The organism is Paraconexibacter antarcticus (assembly GCF_024220175.1).
GTDB classification, from domain to species: domain Bacteria; phylum Actinomycetota; class Thermoleophilia; order Solirubrobacterales; family Solirubrobacteraceae; genus Paraconexibacter; species Paraconexibacter antarcticus.
Map to the genome: position 1 here is coordinate 193,364 of NZ_CP098502.1, position 14,622 is coordinate 207,985.

Annotated in this window: 13 protein-coding genes; 7 read left to right on the plus strand and 6 right to left on the minus strand. The window is 72.7% G+C overall.

Annotation, left to right across the window (positions count from 1 at the left end; genetic code table 11):
* A complete protein-coding gene (locus NBH00_RS01015) occupies positions 1-1,275 on the plus strand; it encodes a PucR family transcriptional regulator (RefSeq protein WP_254571501.1) in 1,275 nt (424 codons plus the stop codon).
* Between the two features lie 67 nt (positions 1,276-1,342).
* Here NBH00_RS01015 and NBH00_RS01020 read toward each other — a convergent pair whose 3' ends face one another.
* The 5 genes from NBH00_RS01020 to NBH00_RS01040 form a co-directional block, all read right to left on the minus strand.
* Complete coding sequence (locus NBH00_RS01020) at positions 1,343-2,650, minus strand: inositol-3-phosphate synthase (protein WP_254571502.1); 1,308 nt, start codon at positions 2,648-2,650, stop codon at positions 1,343-1,345.
* Positions 2,651-2,744: 94 nt separating this feature from the next.
* Positions 2,745-3,401 carry a CDP-alcohol phosphatidyltransferase family protein gene (locus NBH00_RS01025; protein WP_254571503.1) on the minus strand — a complete coding sequence of 219 codons (657 nt, stop codon included), beginning with the start codon at positions 3,399-3,401 and terminating at the stop codon, positions 2,745-2,747.
* 77 nt (positions 3,402-3,478) lie between these two features.
* On the minus strand, positions 3,479-4,270 hold the full coding sequence (locus tag NBH00_RS01030) for a phosphatase PAP2 family protein (protein WP_254571504.1): 792 nt from the start codon (positions 4,268-4,270) through the stop codon (positions 3,479-3,481).
* 58 nt (positions 4,271-4,328) lie between these two features.
* A complete protein-coding gene (locus NBH00_RS01035) occupies positions 4,329-5,921 on the minus strand; it encodes a hypothetical protein (protein ID WP_254571505.1) in 1,593 nt (530 codons plus the stop codon).
* A gap of 57 nt (positions 5,922-5,978) precedes the next feature.
* Complete coding sequence (locus tag NBH00_RS01040) at positions 5,979-6,791, minus strand: alpha/beta fold hydrolase (RefSeq protein ID WP_254571506.1); 813 nt, start codon at positions 6,789-6,791, stop codon at positions 5,979-5,981.
* Between the two features lie 25 nt (positions 6,792-6,816).
* Here NBH00_RS01040 and NBH00_RS01045 point away from each other — a divergent pair, with 25 nt between their 5' ends.
* The 3 genes from NBH00_RS01045 to NBH00_RS01055 are packed head-to-tail and all read left to right on the plus strand — an operon-like array spanning position 6,817 to position 8,920.
* The gene (locus NBH00_RS01045) at positions 6,817-7,716 is read left to right on the plus strand and encodes a carbohydrate kinase family protein (protein WP_254571507.1); all 900 of its coding nucleotides are present in this window, start codon (positions 6,817-6,819) and stop codon (positions 7,714-7,716) included.
* A gap of 5 nt (positions 7,717-7,721) precedes the next feature.
* Positions 7,722-8,441 carry an endonuclease III domain-containing protein gene (locus tag NBH00_RS01050; protein ID WP_254571508.1) on the plus strand — a complete coding sequence of 240 codons (720 nt, stop codon included), beginning with the start codon at positions 7,722-7,724 and terminating at the stop codon, positions 8,439-8,441.
* Positions 8,438-8,920 (plus strand): GNAT family N-acetyltransferase, encoded by a 483-nt coding sequence (locus NBH00_RS01055; RefSeq protein WP_254571509.1) that lies wholly within the window; start codon positions 8,438-8,440, stop codon positions 8,918-8,920. Before NBH00_RS01050 ends, NBH00_RS01055 begins: the two co-directional genes overlap by 4 nt.
* Positions 8,921-9,008: 88 nt before the next feature.
* On the opposite strand, the gene NBH00_RS01060 is transcribed toward NBH00_RS01055, so the two are convergent.
* Entirely contained in the window at positions 9,009-10,565 is a 1,557-nt protein-coding gene (locus NBH00_RS01060; protein WP_254571510.1) for an MFS transporter, read from the minus strand.
* A gap of 287 nt (positions 10,566-10,852) precedes the next feature.
* On the opposite strand from NBH00_RS01060, the gene dnaK reads away from it, so the two are divergent.
* From dnaK to dnaJ, 3 genes are read left to right on the plus strand one after another with little or no spacing between them, the layout of a single operon-like run.
* Positions 10,853-12,760 carry a molecular chaperone DnaK gene (dnaK, locus tag NBH00_RS01065; protein ID WP_254571511.1) on the plus strand — a complete coding sequence of 636 codons (1,908 nt, stop codon included), beginning with the start codon at positions 10,853-10,855 and terminating at the stop codon, positions 12,758-12,760.
* A 3-nt stretch (positions 12,761-12,763) separates the two neighbouring features.
* Positions 12,764-13,378 carry a nucleotide exchange factor GrpE gene (locus NBH00_RS01070; protein ID WP_254571512.1) on the plus strand — a complete coding sequence of 205 codons (615 nt, stop codon included), beginning with the start codon at positions 12,764-12,766 and terminating at the stop codon, positions 13,376-13,378.
* A gap of 38 nt (positions 13,379-13,416) precedes the next feature.
* On the plus strand, positions 13,417-14,607 hold the full coding sequence (gene dnaJ / locus NBH00_RS01075; protein ID WP_254571513.1) for a molecular chaperone DnaJ: 1,191 nt from the start codon (positions 13,417-13,419) through the stop codon (positions 14,605-14,607).
* Positions 14,608-14,622 lie beyond the last annotated feature (15 nt).

Consider the following 14,622-nt stretch of genomic DNA (forward strand, 5'->3'; position numbering starts at 1 on the left):
GTGGCCCATCAGGTCGTCATCAGCGAGCCGTCGGAGGCGTGCAGGGAGGTCATCGTGCAGCTCGCCGGGGCGATGCTCGGGTCGGGCGAGCTCGACGCGATCACGGCGGACATGGCCGCCCAGATCCACGACGAGATCGACGGCATCCCGGAGGAGCTGCGCCCGCAGACGCTCGCGAGCTGCCGGGCGAACGTCGTCCTCATCATCCAGATGATCTACGACGGCCTCGAGGCCTCCGGCGCCGTCGCGCCGGTCGAGGCGACGCACTACGCCCGTGAGTACGCCCGGGCCGGGATGCCGGTCGAGGCGCTCATGCGGACCTACCGCATCGGGCACGCGGTCCTCTCGCAGGAGTGGCTCGAGCGGCTGCAGCACGCCAAGGCCCGGCGCGAGGTGCTCGCCGAGGCGGTGACGGTGAGCTCCGCCTGGATGTTCGCCTACGTCGACGCCGTCAGCGCGGGCATCGCCGAGTCCTACATGCACGAGCGCGAGCGCTGGGTCCGCAGCGCCGCCGCCCTCCGCGCCGACGAGGTCCGGGCGATCCTCGACGGCCGGCAGATCGACGAGGCCCGGGCCTCGCAGCGCCTGCGCTACGCGCTGAACCGCACGCACGTCGGCCTCGTCGTCACCGGCGAGGAGGCCGAGGACGCGGACGCGACGATCGGCCTCTACGAGCGCGTCGCGCACGACGTCGAGCGCGCGATCGGCGGCGTCGACGCGCTCTGCATCCCGCTCGGGCTGCGCACCCTCGTCGCCTGGGTGAGCTTCGGCGACGAGCGCGCGCCCGACCTCTCGGCGGTCGGCCCGATCCGCGGGCAGGACGCGGTCGCCGCCGGCGTGCGGCTCGCGGTCGGCGAGCCGGCCCGCGGCATCGAGGGCTTCCGCCGGACGTACGAGGACGCGCTCCTCGCGCAGCGCGTCTCCCGCATGCGCGGCCGGCGCCCGGGCTGCGTGACCCGCTACCAGGACGCGGTGCTCCTCGGGCTCCTCGCCCAGGACGAGGCGGCCGCCGCGCGCTTCGTCTCCGCCGAGCTCGGCGCGCTCGTCGAGGACTCCGACAGTGCCCGCCGCGTCGCCTCGACGCTGAAGGTCTTCCTCGAGGAGGGGTCGAGCAACGTCCGCGCGGCGCGCCGCCTGGGCGTCCACGAGAACACCGTCGCCTATCGCGTCAAGCGCGCCGAGGCCCTCCTCGGCCGCCCGGTCGACGACCGTCGCCTCGAGCTCCGCGCGGCCCTCCTGCTCGTCGACGTCGTCGGCCGCCCCGCCGACGCCTGAGCGGCCCGGGAACGACGACGGCCCGCACGATGGCGGGCCGTCGGTCCTGCGGAGCTGCCGGGGCGGGTTACGCCTCGGTCTTCACCGGCGCGGGGGCCACGACGGCCTTCGCGACGGGGGCCTTCTTGGCGGCGGCCTTCTTGCCGGCCGGCTTCGCGGCGGCGGCCGCGGCGGGCTTCGCCGGGGCGGACGCGGCCTTCAGCGCGCGCCCGGCCAGCTTCTTGCCCTTGTACTTCTCGATGAACTTCTCGGTGTCCAGACGCGCGATCTCGTCGGGGCGCTGCGTGTGCGGCGACTTCATGAGGTAGGACGACGGGCCGTCGACCTGGCCGCCGACGCCGTGGTTCAGCGCGAGCTTGCAGCAGCGGACCGCGTCGATGACGATGCCGGCCGAGTTCGGGGAGTCCCAGACCTCGAGCTTCAGCTCGCAGTTCAGCGGCACGCCGCCGAAGGCGTCGCCCTCGAGGCGGATGTGCGCCCACTTGCGGTCGGTGAGCCACGGCATGTAGTCGGACGGGCCGACGTGGACGTTGTCCGCGGCGAGCTCGACACCGGCGACCGAGGTCACGGCGTTCGTCTTGGAGATCTTCTTCGACTCGAGGCGCTCGCGCTCGAGCATGTTGAAGAAGTCCATGTTGCCGCCGACGTTCAGCTGCGAGGTACGCTTCAGCGTCACGCCGCGCTCGTGGAAGAGGCGGGCGAGCGTGCGGTGCACGATCGTCGCGCCGACCTGCGACTTGATGTCGTCGCCGATGATCGGCAGGCCGGCCTTCTTGAAGCGGTTGTTCCAGTAGGGCTCGCGGGCGATGAACACCGGGATGCAGTTCACGAAGCCGCAGCCGGCCTCGAGGATCTGCTCGACGTACCACTTCGTCGCGAGCTCGGAGCCGACCGGGAGGTAGGAGACGACGACGTCCGTCCGCGTGTCCTTGAGGATCTGGACGATGTCCGCGGTCTCGCCCTTGGCCTTCTTGATGCGCGTGGCCGGGTACTTCCCGATGCCGTCGTGCGTCATGCCGCGGTAGACCATCACGCCGGTCTTCTTCGGGACCTTGTTCGTGAACTTGATCGTGTCGTTCGGGTCGGCCCAGATGGCCTGGCCGAGGTCCTTGCCGACCTTCGTCGCGTTGACGTCGAAGGCGCACGTGAACTCGATGTCACGGGGCAGGTAGCCGCCGAGGTCGGAGTGCATGAGGCCACCGATCTCCTCGCCGGACTCGGCGCCTGCGTAGTGGTAGACGCCCTGCACGAGCGAGTTCGCGCAGTTGCCGACGCCGATGATCGCGACGCGGACCTTGTCGTGCTGGTAACGGCCGCCGCCGTTGCCGTTCGTGGCGGCCGCGCCGTTGGACGCGCCGTTGCCGTTGGTGCTCATGGTTCTAGGTAATCCCTTCTCGGAAGTTCGAAGCAATCCACCCCGTTCGGGGGGTGGGGTTACAGTTGCCGCCGCGATGTGGTGTAGGGCGCCGTCAGTCGGCGACGGCCGCCGCGTCCTCGGCGAGCATCACGGAGCGCACGTGCCAGATGCGCTGGAACGTCGTGATGAGCGTCAGGACGGCGAGGACGTAGACCGACGGGGCGAGGAGCTGGAAGTCGCCGAGGCCGGCGCCCCGCGCGAAGAGCAGGCCGATCGACAGGATGACGACGCGGATGGCCCGCGACGCGATGCCGACCTTGCACTCGACGCCGAGCGCCTCGGCCCGGGCGCGGGTGTAGCTCACCATGAGGCTGAAGAGGACGGCGGCGACCGTCGCGGCGACCGCCGTCTCGTTGCCGCGCGCCGCGAAGTACGCGCCGACGGCGGTGAGGACGATGCCCTCCTCCATGCGGTCGAGCGTCGAGTCGAGGAACGCGCCGAACGGCGACCCCTTCCCGGACATCCGCGAGTAGCGCCCGTCGAGCGTGTCCATGACCGAGCCCGCGATGAACGCGATGCCGGCGAGGAAGAAGTAGCGCTCGAAGACGAGGACCGCCGCGAGGACGTTCCCTGCGAGGCCGGTGAGGGAGATCGCGTTCGGCGTCAGCCGCGACTCGATGAGCGCGTTGCGCATCATCTCGCGGCGCGCACCGGAGCCGATCGGGCCGGTCGCGCGCTCGCGCCGTTGACGGGTGGGCTGCTCGGACATCGCCCGAGCAGGGTACGGACAATGCGCGTGCTGCGGGGTCCCGACCCGGTTGACGCCGTGTCCGGCCCGGGCGTCCGTCAGGCCGAGGCGCGGATCGCCTCGGGCGGCGTGAACGACCACGCGGCCGGGCGGGTCTTCGCGAGCCAGCGCGCCGCGGCGAACGAGACACCGGCGGTGAGGGCGCCGAGGATCGCGTCCGAGATCCAGTGGTTCCCGGTGACGACGACGACCCACGTCAGCACGAGCGGGTAGGAGAGCCACAGGATCTTCACGGCACGCCGCTTGGCGACCTGCGAGAGCGCGCCGCCGATGATGATCGCGAAGCAGCAGTGCATCGACGGGACGGCCGCGTACGGGTTGAAGAGCGTGTTGACCTTCACGTCCGTGTGGTTCACGCCGGTGAACTCGGAGACCGTGTCGCGGAAGCCGTATTCGGGGAAGAAGAACCGCGGCGGCGCGGTCGGGAAGACGATGTAGCCCACGAGCGCGATGAACATCGCCACCATCATCATGTTCCGCACGAAGTAGTACTTCTGGTTGTGCTGGACGTAGATGTAGAAGATGGCGCCGAGCACGACCGTCGTCTGCGCGTTGATGTAGAGCAGCGAGGCGAAGTCGGTGGTGACGTCCCAGCCGCCGGTGAGCTGCTGCACGCTGCGCTCGCGGAAGAAGCCGAGCGCCTGCTCGACGGAGATGAGGTCACGGGCGTGCTGGAAGGCGATCGCCGCGCCCTGGCCGTCGTCGACGACACCCCGGAGGATGCGGTACGCGTAGTACGCCGCGCCGAAGAGCACGATCTGCCGGAGCACGTCGAACCAGCCCTGGGGGAACAGGCGGCTGTAGACGGGATCGACGACACGGGCACGCATCTGCGCGACACATGCTACCGAGCGGTGAACGCCCGTTGGCGAGGACCGGCGATCGCGTTCAGCAGCGCGGTCCCGTCGCCATGATCCGCAGCGGGCTGAAGCGCATCCCGAGCTCGATCGTCCCGGCGCGCTTCGCGTCCACCTGCGTCCAGTCGCCGGGCGCCCGGCGCACGCACGCGTCGCCGCCGGCCACCCGCCAGTACGGCGTCCACCGCACGCGCAGGACGAGCGGCCCGGGCCGCCGCGCGACGAGCGTCGCCGACTGCGTCCCCAGGCGCGTCATCGACCCCGCGCCGGTGACGAGCGAGGTCGCCCGGCGGACGCGGAACACGCGCCAGTGCGCGTCGCGCCACACGGGCCGCAGGTACGGCAGGCCGCGGCGCAGCAGCGCCGCCTCCGCCTGGGCGGAGTGGTCGAGGCGCACGTCCGGCAGCGCGACGTAGCGGACCCCCGTCTCCTGCAGCCAGCGCAGGTACCGGGCGGGCGTCAGCGTCCCCTCGTAGAAGACGTCGTTGACCTTGATGTCGAGCTGACGCTCCCAGCCGCGGGCGAGCGGCAGATGGTCCCCGACCCAGCGCGACTCCCAGTGGTTGCGCGTGAACGGCACCTCGACGCGGAACGTCCGCGCCGCCGCGTCGGGGTCGCGCTCGAGGAAGGCGACGACGCCCGTGTAGTACGACGCGTGCACCGACGGGTCGCCGCTGCCGCTCACCCAGTCGCGGACCGGGGCGGTCCACTGCCAATAGACGAGCGGGACGGCGAGCGCGAGCAGGAGGCGCGGCTGCTTCTGCCACAGCAGGCAGGCGAGAACCGGGCCGGCGATGACCGCCCCGAGCCGCGTGACGTTGCCGCCCATCGGCGTGTCGAGGACGTAGCTCGCGACGGTCGCCAGCGCGTAGAGGAGGATCCCGTAGCGGAGGACGCGCTCGCCCTTCGGGAGGAAGACGACGATGAGCCCGAGGCCGAGCAGCGACGGCCAGAAGCTCGACGCGACGAACGGCTCGACGCCGCCCTCCGGGAACGCGACGGCGAGGAACCCCGCCGGGAGGACCGCGGAGGCGCCGACGGCGAGCGCGTCGCGGCGCCGCACGAGCGAGGAGCGCGTCGGGTCCGGGCGGCGGCCGCCCGCGAGGAACCACGCCGCGGCGCCGAGCCCGAGGAAGAGGCCGGCGACCGGGCTCGCGCACGTCGCGGCAGCCGCGGCGAGGCAGGCGAGCGCCGGCCGCCGGTGCGTCGCCGCGAGCACGCAGGCGAGCGCGGCCGTGACGCCGAGCGCGAAGGTCAGGCGGCCGGTCAGGAGGTTCACGCCGGTCGCCGCGGCGAACCAGATCGAGCCGACGCGGGCGCCGCGGACCCCGAAGTGCTCGGCGGCGATCCGCTCGAAGAGCCAGGCCGCGCCGACGGCCGCGAGCGCCCCGACGACCCGCGCGCCGAGCAGCGCCGCGAGCGGCGGGAAGAGCACCGAGTAGCCCGGCATGTGGTGCCCGCCGTACCAGGCGTTGTCCCAGATGAGGAAGCCCTCGTGGCGGAAGAGCTCGGCCCGGTAGGTCTGCGCCGCGAGGTCGGCGCTCGGGGGGTCGATGGCGAGGTAGGCGATCGCGAGCACCGCGGCGAGCACCCAGGCAGGGCATGCGGTGAGTCGGCGGGGCATCGTCGGGCGACCCTACCGGCGGTCTGCGCCGGACGGCCGCACGGGGCGGGGCTGCCGTCAGCCGCCGAGGAAGGCGGCGATCGTCTCGACGAGGTCCGGGCGGTCGAGCCACGGCCAGTGGCCGGCGTCGTCGACCGCGAGCAGCTCCGCGTCGCCCAGCGCCGCGGCGTACCCGGCGCCGAAGCGCGGCGGCAGGTACGGGTCCTGTCCGCCCCAGACGACGAGCGCGGGGCAGGTGATGTCGCCGAGCCGCTTCCCCGCCGCGGCGAGCGCCTCCGGGTCCGCGCTGCGGTACAGGCGCAGGATCGCGCGCTGCGTCCCGAGGTCGAACTGCTCGAGGACCCGGGCCCGCCACTCGTCGGGCAACGGCCCCGGCGTGACGTTCGCCTCGCGGGTGAGCCACCGCAGGGTGAAGCGGTTGACCGAGCCCATGAGGAGCTCACCGAGGCCGCGTGTCCGCCACGCGCGGGCGATGCGGTGCCACTCGTAGCCGGGGAGGAAGGGCACCGAGTTGATGACGACGAGCCGCTCGATCCGCTCCGGCGCGGCCTGGGCGAGCAGCAGGCCGACCCCGCCCCAGTCGTGGACGACGAGCCGGATGCGGTCCACGCCCCGCGCGTCGAGGAACGTCTCGAGCCACGGGCCGTAGCGGTGCATCGAGTAGTCGCCGTCCCCGCGCTTCCCCGAGCGGCCGAAGCCGGGCAGGTCCGGCGCGAGGCCGCCGGTGCGCTCGAGGAACGGCCGCCAGTCGTCGGCGCTCGTCGGGACGCCGTGGACGAAGAGGACGGGGACGTCCCCCTCGCCGTCGGCCTCGAGCCAGAAGACCGGTTCGCCCGCGAGGGTGTCGTCGTGGGCAATGACGTCGGGCATCGACGGCGCAAGATACCGTCGGGCCATGAAGACGCTGCTGCTCGGTGAGGCGCTCGTGGATCTCGTGTGCGAGACGCCGGCCGCGTCGCTCGCCGCGGCGCCCGCGTTCGTGCCCCACCTCGGCGGCTCCCCGGCGAACGTCGCGGTGGCCGCGGCGCGACGCGGGGCGGCGGTGTCGCTCGCCGGCGGGGTCGGGGCCGACGGCTGGGGCGAGTGGGTCCGCGAGCGGCTGCAGGCCGAGGGCGTCGGGACCGAGCTGCTCGACACGATCCCCGGCGGGGCCACGGCGGTCGCCTTCGTGACGATCACCGAGGGGGGCGAGCCCGACTTCCTCATCCACGCCGGCGCCGCGGCCGCCGCGACGACGGCGGTGGCCGACCGCCTGCCGGCCGCCGTGGCGGACGCCGCCGCGCTCGTGCTGACGACCGGCACGATGGTCGGCGAGGACGAGCGCCGCGTGACGCTCGCGGCGCGCGAGACCGCGCTCGCGCACGACGTCCCGGTCATCTTCGACCCGAACCTGCGCCCGGGCCGCTGGAGCAACCCGGCCCGCGCGGTGTCGGTCGCCCGGGGCTGCGTCGAGGGCGCGTTCCTCGTGAAGGCCAACCGCGCCGAGGCGGCCGCGATCACCGGCGAGCGCGACCCGGTCGCCGCGGCGAAGGCGCTCCTCGCCGGCGGCGCGCGCCACGTCGTCATCACCCTCGGGGCGGACGGCGCGCTCCTCCGCGGTCCGGGGCTGCGGCTCGACGTCCCGGGTGTCGCGGCCCGGGCGGTCGACACGACGGGGGCGGGGGACACGGTCACGGGGGTCCTGCTCGCGCGCCTGGCCGGCAGCGGCTTCTACCCGTCCGCGATGGCCGCGGCGCTCCCGGAGGCGGTGACGGCGGCGGCCCGCGTCACCGAGCACTTCGGGGCCGTCGGGTAGCGGGCGTGGCCCGGCGTCGCCCGCCGCTCCCGGTCCACCGCGGCGCCGTCCGCGCGGGCTGGGCGGGGCCGACCGCCCGCCGCGTGCGGGCGATCCGCCTGCGGCTGCGCGAGTGGTACGGCATCCCCGCGCAGCCCCCGCACGGTGACCCGCTCGCCGAGCTCGTCCTCACCGTCCTCTCGCAGTCGACGAACGACCGCAATCGGGACGTCGCGTACCTGCGGCTCCGCGAGGCGCTGCCGACGTGGGCGGCGGTGCGGGACGCGGACGTCGCCGAGGTCCGCGCCGCGATCCAGCCCGGCGGCCTGCACGTGCAGAAGTCCCGCCGCATCCAGGAGATCCTCCGGGCGCTGCCCGAGGATCTCGACCTCACGTGGATGCGCGAGGCGCCGGTCGCCGCGTCGCGGGCGTTCCTCTGCGCGCTCCCGGGTGTCGGGCGCAAGACGGCCGCCTGCGTCCTGCTCTTCGCCTACGGCCTGCCGGACATCCCGGTGGACACCCACGTCAGCCGCGTGTGCACCCGCCTCGGCCTGCTGCGCCCCGGTGCGGGGCTCGACCCGGAGCAGCACGACGCGATGCTCGCCCTGACGCCCGTCGGGGCCGAGCTCGAGCTCCACGTGAACCTCCTGCGCCACGGCCGCCGCACGTGCCACGCGCAGCGCCCGGCGTGCGGCGGGTGCGGGCTGCGGCGGATGTGCCCGCGGGTCGGGGTCGCGGCAACATGAGCCGCCGCGCCGTCACGATCACCTCGCTCGAGCTGACCGACCCGGAGGCGATCGTCCTCCCGGTGCGGCCCGCCCCACCGGGGCTGGCGATCGCGGCCGTCCACGACCCGGCGGTGAACCGGCGTCTGTACGAGGAGATCGGCGCGGACTTCCGCTGGACCGACCGCCTCGGGTGGGGCGCGGCGCGCTGGGCGCGGCACGCTGCCGACGTCCACACCCGCGTCGCGACGGTCGACGGCGTCGTCGCCGGTTACCACGAGCTGCGCCCGGACGCGACCGGCGTCGAGGTCGCCATCTTCGGCCTCCTCGCGCACGCCCGCGGGACCGGCCTCGGCGGCCACCTGCTCGTCGACGCGCTGCGCGCGGGGCTCGCCCTCGCCCCGCGCGTCTGGCTGCACACCTGCACCCACGACGACCCGCGCGCCCTCCCGAACTACGAGGCCCGCGGCCTGCGCGTCTTCGACGTGCGCCCCGGCTGAACGCCCACCCGCAGCCCGAACGGCCGCCGGCGTGCGGTCTCGTGGGACATATGAGCCCACTTGACCGCACGCCGACGTGAGAACGACGCTAGATCGCCGCGTGGGTCATGCCGGGCGCCACCTCGGCCACCTGCACCGTGCGCATGTAGCGCACGTAGGTCACGAGACCCATCACGACGTACGCCCCGAGGAAGACGTACAGCGCGGGGAGCGACCAGTCCCGGTGGGCGTGCGCCGCCGCGACCTTCTCGGCCGGGGTCTTCGCCGCCTTCACCATGGCGGCGATGTCGAGGCTCGCCTGACGGAAGGCCACCTGGATGAGGAAGCCGCCGAACGCCCCGATCGCGCCCGCGATGCCGATGACCGCCGCGGCCTGGCGTTTGTAGTTCACGAGCAGCGCGCCGGCCTCCTGACCGGTCCGCCTCGCCTCCGCGCGGCCGAGGCCGGCGAAGATCGCGGGGATCATGCGGTAGGTGGACCCGTTCCCCGCCCCGGCGAAGAAGAAGATCGCCATGTAGGCGACGAAGAACGTCGTGAAGCTGTGGTCGCCGACCCCGGCGATCGCCAGGACCGTGAAGAGCCCCATGCCGGCGAAGCAGGCGAGGGTGACGCGGGCGCCGCCCATCCGGTCCGCGACCCAGCCGCCGAACGGGCGGGCGACGGAGCCGATGAGCGCGCCGACGAAGCCCAGCCCGGCGAGGTACGTCGCGATGAACGTGTGGTGGCCGAGGAACTCCGGGAACGTGTTCCTGATGACGAGCGGCAGCGCGAACGAGTAGCCGATGAAGGATCCGAAGGTGCCGATGTAGAGGAAGGACATGATCCACGTGTCCGCGTGCGAGAGGGCCCGCGTGTAGGACTGCGTGTCGGCCTTCGCCTGCGTGAGGCTGTCCATCTTCAGCCACGCGAGCGTCGCCGCGAGGACGATGAACGGCATCCACACGAGGCCGGCGTAGGCGAGGTGCACCTCGTGCGGCACGCCGGGCGCCTTCACGGCCGCGGCGGGCACGCCGACGATGATCACGAGCGGGACGAGGAGCTGGGTGATTGCGACGCCGAGGTTGCCTCCCGCCGCGTTGAGGCCGAGCGCGAGGCCCTTCCTGCCCTCGGGGTAGAAGAACGAGATGTTCGCCATCGACGAGGAGAAGTTGCCGCCGCCCACGCCGGCGGTCGCGGCGCAGGCCAGCAGGATGAGGAACTGGTCGTGCGGCGCCTGGTCGTGGAGCCAGCCGCTCGGGACGACGACCGCGAGCAGCGTCACCGGGACGAGCAGCAACGAGGCGCTGATCGTCGTCCACAGCCGACCCCCGAGGCGCGGGACCGCGAACGTGTAGGGGATCCGCAGGAACGAGCCGATGAGGTTCGGGACCGCGGTGAGCCAGAAGAGCTGCGAGATCGTGAGGGTGATCCCGGCGTTCGCGAGGTTGAGGACGACGATCGTCCACAGCACCCAGATCGAGAAGCCGATGTTCTCGGCGAAGATCGAGAGGATGAGGTTCTTCCGGGCGATCCTCCGGCCGGTCGCCGCCCAGAACGTCGGGTCCTCGGGCTCCCAGTGGTCGATCCAGCCCTTGCGGCCGGACGCTCCGGGGGCGGCTCCGGAAGTGGTGCCCGGTTGCGGTTCGGTACGGATCGTCGTGCTCATGCGGGGTTCTCCGGCGTCGGGGGACGGGTGCCTGAGAGCACGCTAAGGCCGATGAAATGGGGGCTCTACGACATCCGGTCGGAGTCTTCCGGCCGCTTCTCGCCGCCCGGTCGAAGGTGAACCATCCGGTTCAGGAACCGTCGTGTTCCGGGGCGATCGCGAGGTCGGGTCGAGATGCCCGCACAGATCTACTACACTCCCACTAAGATTTCGTAGCAGACGACACGGCAGCCCCTCTGCCGGACCCCGAACCTCCGTCACACACCGTCCCCAAGGAGCACCCTCCAATGGCCAAGACCATCGGCATCGACCTCGGAACCACCAACTCGTGCATGGCCGTCCTCGAGGGCGGTGAGCCGACCGTCATCGAGAACTCCGAGGGCGGCCGCACGACCCCGTCCGTCGTCGCCTTCGCGCAGAGCGGCGAGCGCCTCGTCGGCACCGTCGCCAAGCGGCAGGCGGTCACGAACCCGCAGAACACCATCTTCTCCGTCAAGCGCTTCGTCGGCCGCAAGGAGGCCGAGGTCCGCGAGGAGGAGTCGATGGTCCCCTACAAGGTCGTCGCGGGCACCGGCGGCGACGCGCGCATCGAGGCGGACGGCAAGCAGTACAGCCCGCCGGAGATCTCCGCGATGATCCTCGCGAAGCTCAAGGCCGACGCCGAGGCGTACCTCGGCGAGACCGTCGACTCGGCGGTCATCACCGTCCCCGCGTACTTCAACGACGACCAGCGTCAGGCGACGAAGGACGCCGGCAAGATCGCCGGTCTCGACGTCAAGCGCATCATCAACGAGCCGACCGCCGCGTCGCTCGCCTACGGCCTCGACAAGGAGACCGATCAGACCATTCTCGTCTTCGACCTCGGCGGCGGCACGTTCGACGTGTCCGTGCTCGAGATCGGCGACGGCGTCTTCGAGGTGAAGTCGACCGCGGGTGACAACCACCTCGGCGGCGACAACTTCGACAAGAACATCGTCGACTGGCTCGCGGGCGAGTTCAAGAAGAGCCAGGGCATCGACCTCACGCAGGACCCGATGGCCCTCCAGCGCCTCTACGAGGCCGCGGAGAAGGCGAAGATCGAGCTCTCGACCTCGCAGGAGTCGCAGATCAACCTGCCGTTCATCACGGCGGACGCGAGCGGCCCGAAGCACCTCGACGTGCGCCTGACCCGCGCGAAGCTCAACGAGCTCGCCGCGCCGCTCATCGACCGCATCGTCGCCCCGGTCCGCCAGGCCCTCGACGACGCCAAGGACAAGGGCGCCGCGAACATCGACCACGTCGTCCTCGTCGGCGGCATGACCCGCATGCCCGCCGTGCAGGAGAAGGTCAAGGAGCTCACGGGCAAGGAGCCGCACCGCGGCGTCAACCCGGACGAGGTCGTCGCCGTCGGCGCCGCCATCCAGGCCGGCGTCCTCTCGGGCGACGTGAAGGACGTCCTGCTCCTCGACGTGACCCCGCTCACCCTCGGCATCGAGACCAAGGGCGGCGTCATGACGAAGCTGATTGAGCGCAACACGACGATCCCGACCCGCAAGTCGGAGATCTTCTCGACGGCCGAGGACAACCAGCCGTCGGTCGAGATCCACGTCCTCCAGGGCGAGCGCGAGATGGCGACGTACAACAAGTCGCTCGGCAAGTTCCAGCTCACCGGCATCCCGCCGGCGCCCCGCGGCATCCCGCAGATCGAGGTCGGCTTCGACATCGACGCCAACGGCATCCTCTCGGTCAGCGCGAAGGACCTCGGCACCGGCAAGGAGCAGAAGATCGAGATCAAGGCCGGCGGTGGCCTGAGCGACGAGGAGATCAAGGCGATGGTCTCCGACGCCGAGACGAACGCGGAGGCCGACAAGAAGGCCCGCGCGCTCGCCGAGGCCCGGAACACCGGCGAGTCCGCCGCGTACGCGAACGAGCGCCAGCTCAAGGAGCTCGGCGACGCGGTCGACGAGGCCTCGCGCACCGAGATCGAGGCGGCCATCAAGGCCGTCCGCGACGCGCTGACCTCCGAGGACGCCGAGGGGATCAACGCGAAGACCGAGGCGATGCAGTCCGCCTTCCACAAGGTCTCCGAGGCGATGTATGAGAAGGCCCAGGCCGCGCAGGCGGCGGGCGGCGCCCCGAACGGGGACGGGGTGGCCGACGCGGACGTCGTCGAGGAGGACGTCGTCGACGCCGAGGTCGTGGACGAGGGCAAGTAGCCGATGTCCGCCGAGGACACCACGCCCGGGGGCGAGCCCGCCCTCGACGCCGAGCTCGTGACCGAGGAGGCGGCCGAGGCCGCCGCCGAGGCCACGGCCGGCGACGGGTCGACGGGCGCGCTGATGGACGACGGCACGGAGGCCGGCGCGGAGGCGCCGGCCGCCGCCGCGGGCGACGCCGAGCCCGCCGCCGCCCCGGACTACCAGGACCTCTACCTCCGCTCCGCCGCGGAGATGGACAACCTGCGCAAGCGCGCGCGGCGGGACGTCGGCGCGGCCGAGGGCCGCGGCGTCGCGAAGCTCGCGAAGGAGCTGCTGCCGGCGCTCGACAACCTCGACCGGGCGCTCGCGGCCGCCGAGGCGGCCGAGGGCGACGAGGAGCACACGATCACCCGCGGCATCCGGCTCGTGCAGAGCGAGCTGGCGGCCGCGCTGACCCGGGTCGGCATCACGACGGAGATCCCGCTCGGGGCCCCGTTCGACCCGCACCGCCACGAGGCGCTGACGCAGCACCCGAAGGAGAACACCGCCCCGGGCCTCGTCATCGACGTCTACCAGCCCGGCTACGTCTACGGAGACACCGTCCTGCGCGCGGCGAAGGTCGTGGTGTCGGCGTAGCGCCGGCCCCACCCCGCCCGAAAGGATCACGAAGAACCATGGCCGGCAAGGACCTCTACAAGGTGCTCGGCGTCGACAAGAAGGCGACGCCCGAGGAGATCAAGAAGGCGTACCGCAAGCTCGCGCGGCAGTACCACCCGGACCGCAACCCGGACAACGCGAGCGCGGAGGAGCGCTTCAAGGAGGTCCAGGGTGCGTACGACGTCCTCGGTGACGCGGAGAAGCGCAAGCAGTACGACCGCGGCGGCCTGAGCTCGCTCTTCGGCGGCGGCGCGCCCGGCGGCCCGGGGGGCGGCCCGGCGGGCGGCTTCGGCGGCGGCGCGCAGGACTTCGGCGGGATCTCCGACATCCTCTCGAACCTCTTCGGCAACGGCCCGGGCGGCCCCGGCGGCGGCACGTCCGGCCGCGGCGGCGCCCGTCGCCAGCGCCCCGAGCGCGGCCGCGACGTCGAGACGTCGGTGCAGGTCACCTTCCAGCAGGCGATGGACGGCGTGCAGGTCTCGCTCACCGTGCCGACGGCGCAGACGTGCAACACCTGCCACGGGACGGGCGCGAAGCCCGGCACCGCGCCGAAGGTCTGCCCGCGCTGCCAGGGCCGCGGCGTCGAGGCGCAGGGCCAGGGCGTCTTCTCGATCTCCACGCCGTGCTCGCAGTGCGGCGGCGGCGGGACGATCATCGAGGACCCGTGCGCGACCTGCCGCGGCAGCGGCTCGATCCGCACGGTCAAGAAGTACCGCGTGAACATCCCGCCGGGCGTCCGCGAGGGGTCGAAGGTCCGCATCAACGGCAAGGGCGAACCCGGGACGGGGGGCGGCCCGCCCGGCGACCTCTTCGTGCTCACGCACGTCGAGGCGTCCCCGATCTTCGACCGCAAGGGCGACAACGTCGAGGTCGAGGTCCCGATCACGTTCCCGGAGGCCGCGCGCGGCGCCGAGGTCGAGGTCCCGACGCTCAACGGCCGCAAGAAGCTCCGCGTCCCGCCGGGGACGAGCTCCGGGACGGTCCAGCGCCTGCGTGGCGAGGGGCCCCCCAAGCTCGGGACCACGGGCCCACCCACCCGCGGCGACATCCACTACCGCTTCGTCATCGACGTGCCGAACGACCTCTCCAAGGAGCAGTCCGACGCGGTCGAGAAGCTCTCGAAGGCGATGCGCGGCGACCCGCGGTCCCGGCTCTTCGCCGCGGCCGAGGCGGCCGCCGCCGCGGGCAGGGCGAGCGAGGAGACATGACGGCGAGCGGCTGGG

Coding starts and splice junctions, on each gene's coding strand:
- NBH00_RS01020 (WP_254571502.1), bottom strand. CDS start 2,650: ATGAGCACCAACGGCAACGGCGCGTCCAACGGCGCGGCCGCCACGAAC.
- NBH00_RS01025 (WP_254571503.1), bottom strand. CDS start 3,401: ATGTCCGAGCAGCCCACCCGTCAACGGCGCGAGCGCGCGACCGGCCCG.
- NBH00_RS01030 (WP_254571504.1), bottom strand. CDS start 4,270: ATGCGTGCCCGTGTCGTCGATCCCGTCTACAGCCGCCTGTTCCCCCAG.
- NBH00_RS01035 (WP_254571505.1), bottom strand. CDS start 5,921: ATGCCCCGCCGACTCACCGCATGCCCTGCCTGGGTGCTCGCCGCGGTG.
- NBH00_RS01040 (WP_254571506.1), bottom strand. CDS start 6,791: ATGCCCGACGTCATTGCCCACGACGACACCCTCGCGGGCGAACCGGTC.
- NBH00_RS01045 (WP_254571507.1), top strand. CDS start 6,817: ATGAAGACGCTGCTGCTCGGTGAGGCGCTCGTGGATCTCGTGTGCGAG.
- NBH00_RS01055 (WP_254571509.1), top strand. CDS start 8,438: ATGAGCCGCCGCGCCGTCACGATCACCTCGCTCGAGCTGACCGACCCG.
- NBH00_RS01060 (WP_254571510.1), bottom strand. CDS start 10,565: ATGAGCACGACGATCCGTACCGAACCGCAACCGGGCACCACTTCCGGA.
- dnaK (WP_254571511.1), top strand. CDS start 10,853: ATGGCCAAGACCATCGGCATCGACCTCGGAACCACCAACTCGTGCATG.
- NBH00_RS01070 (WP_254571512.1), top strand. CDS start 12,764: ATGTCCGCCGAGGACACCACGCCCGGGGGCGAGCCCGCCCTCGACGCC.
- dnaJ (WP_254571513.1), top strand. CDS start 13,417: ATGGCCGGCAAGGACCTCTACAAGGTGCTCGGCGTCGACAAGAAGGCG.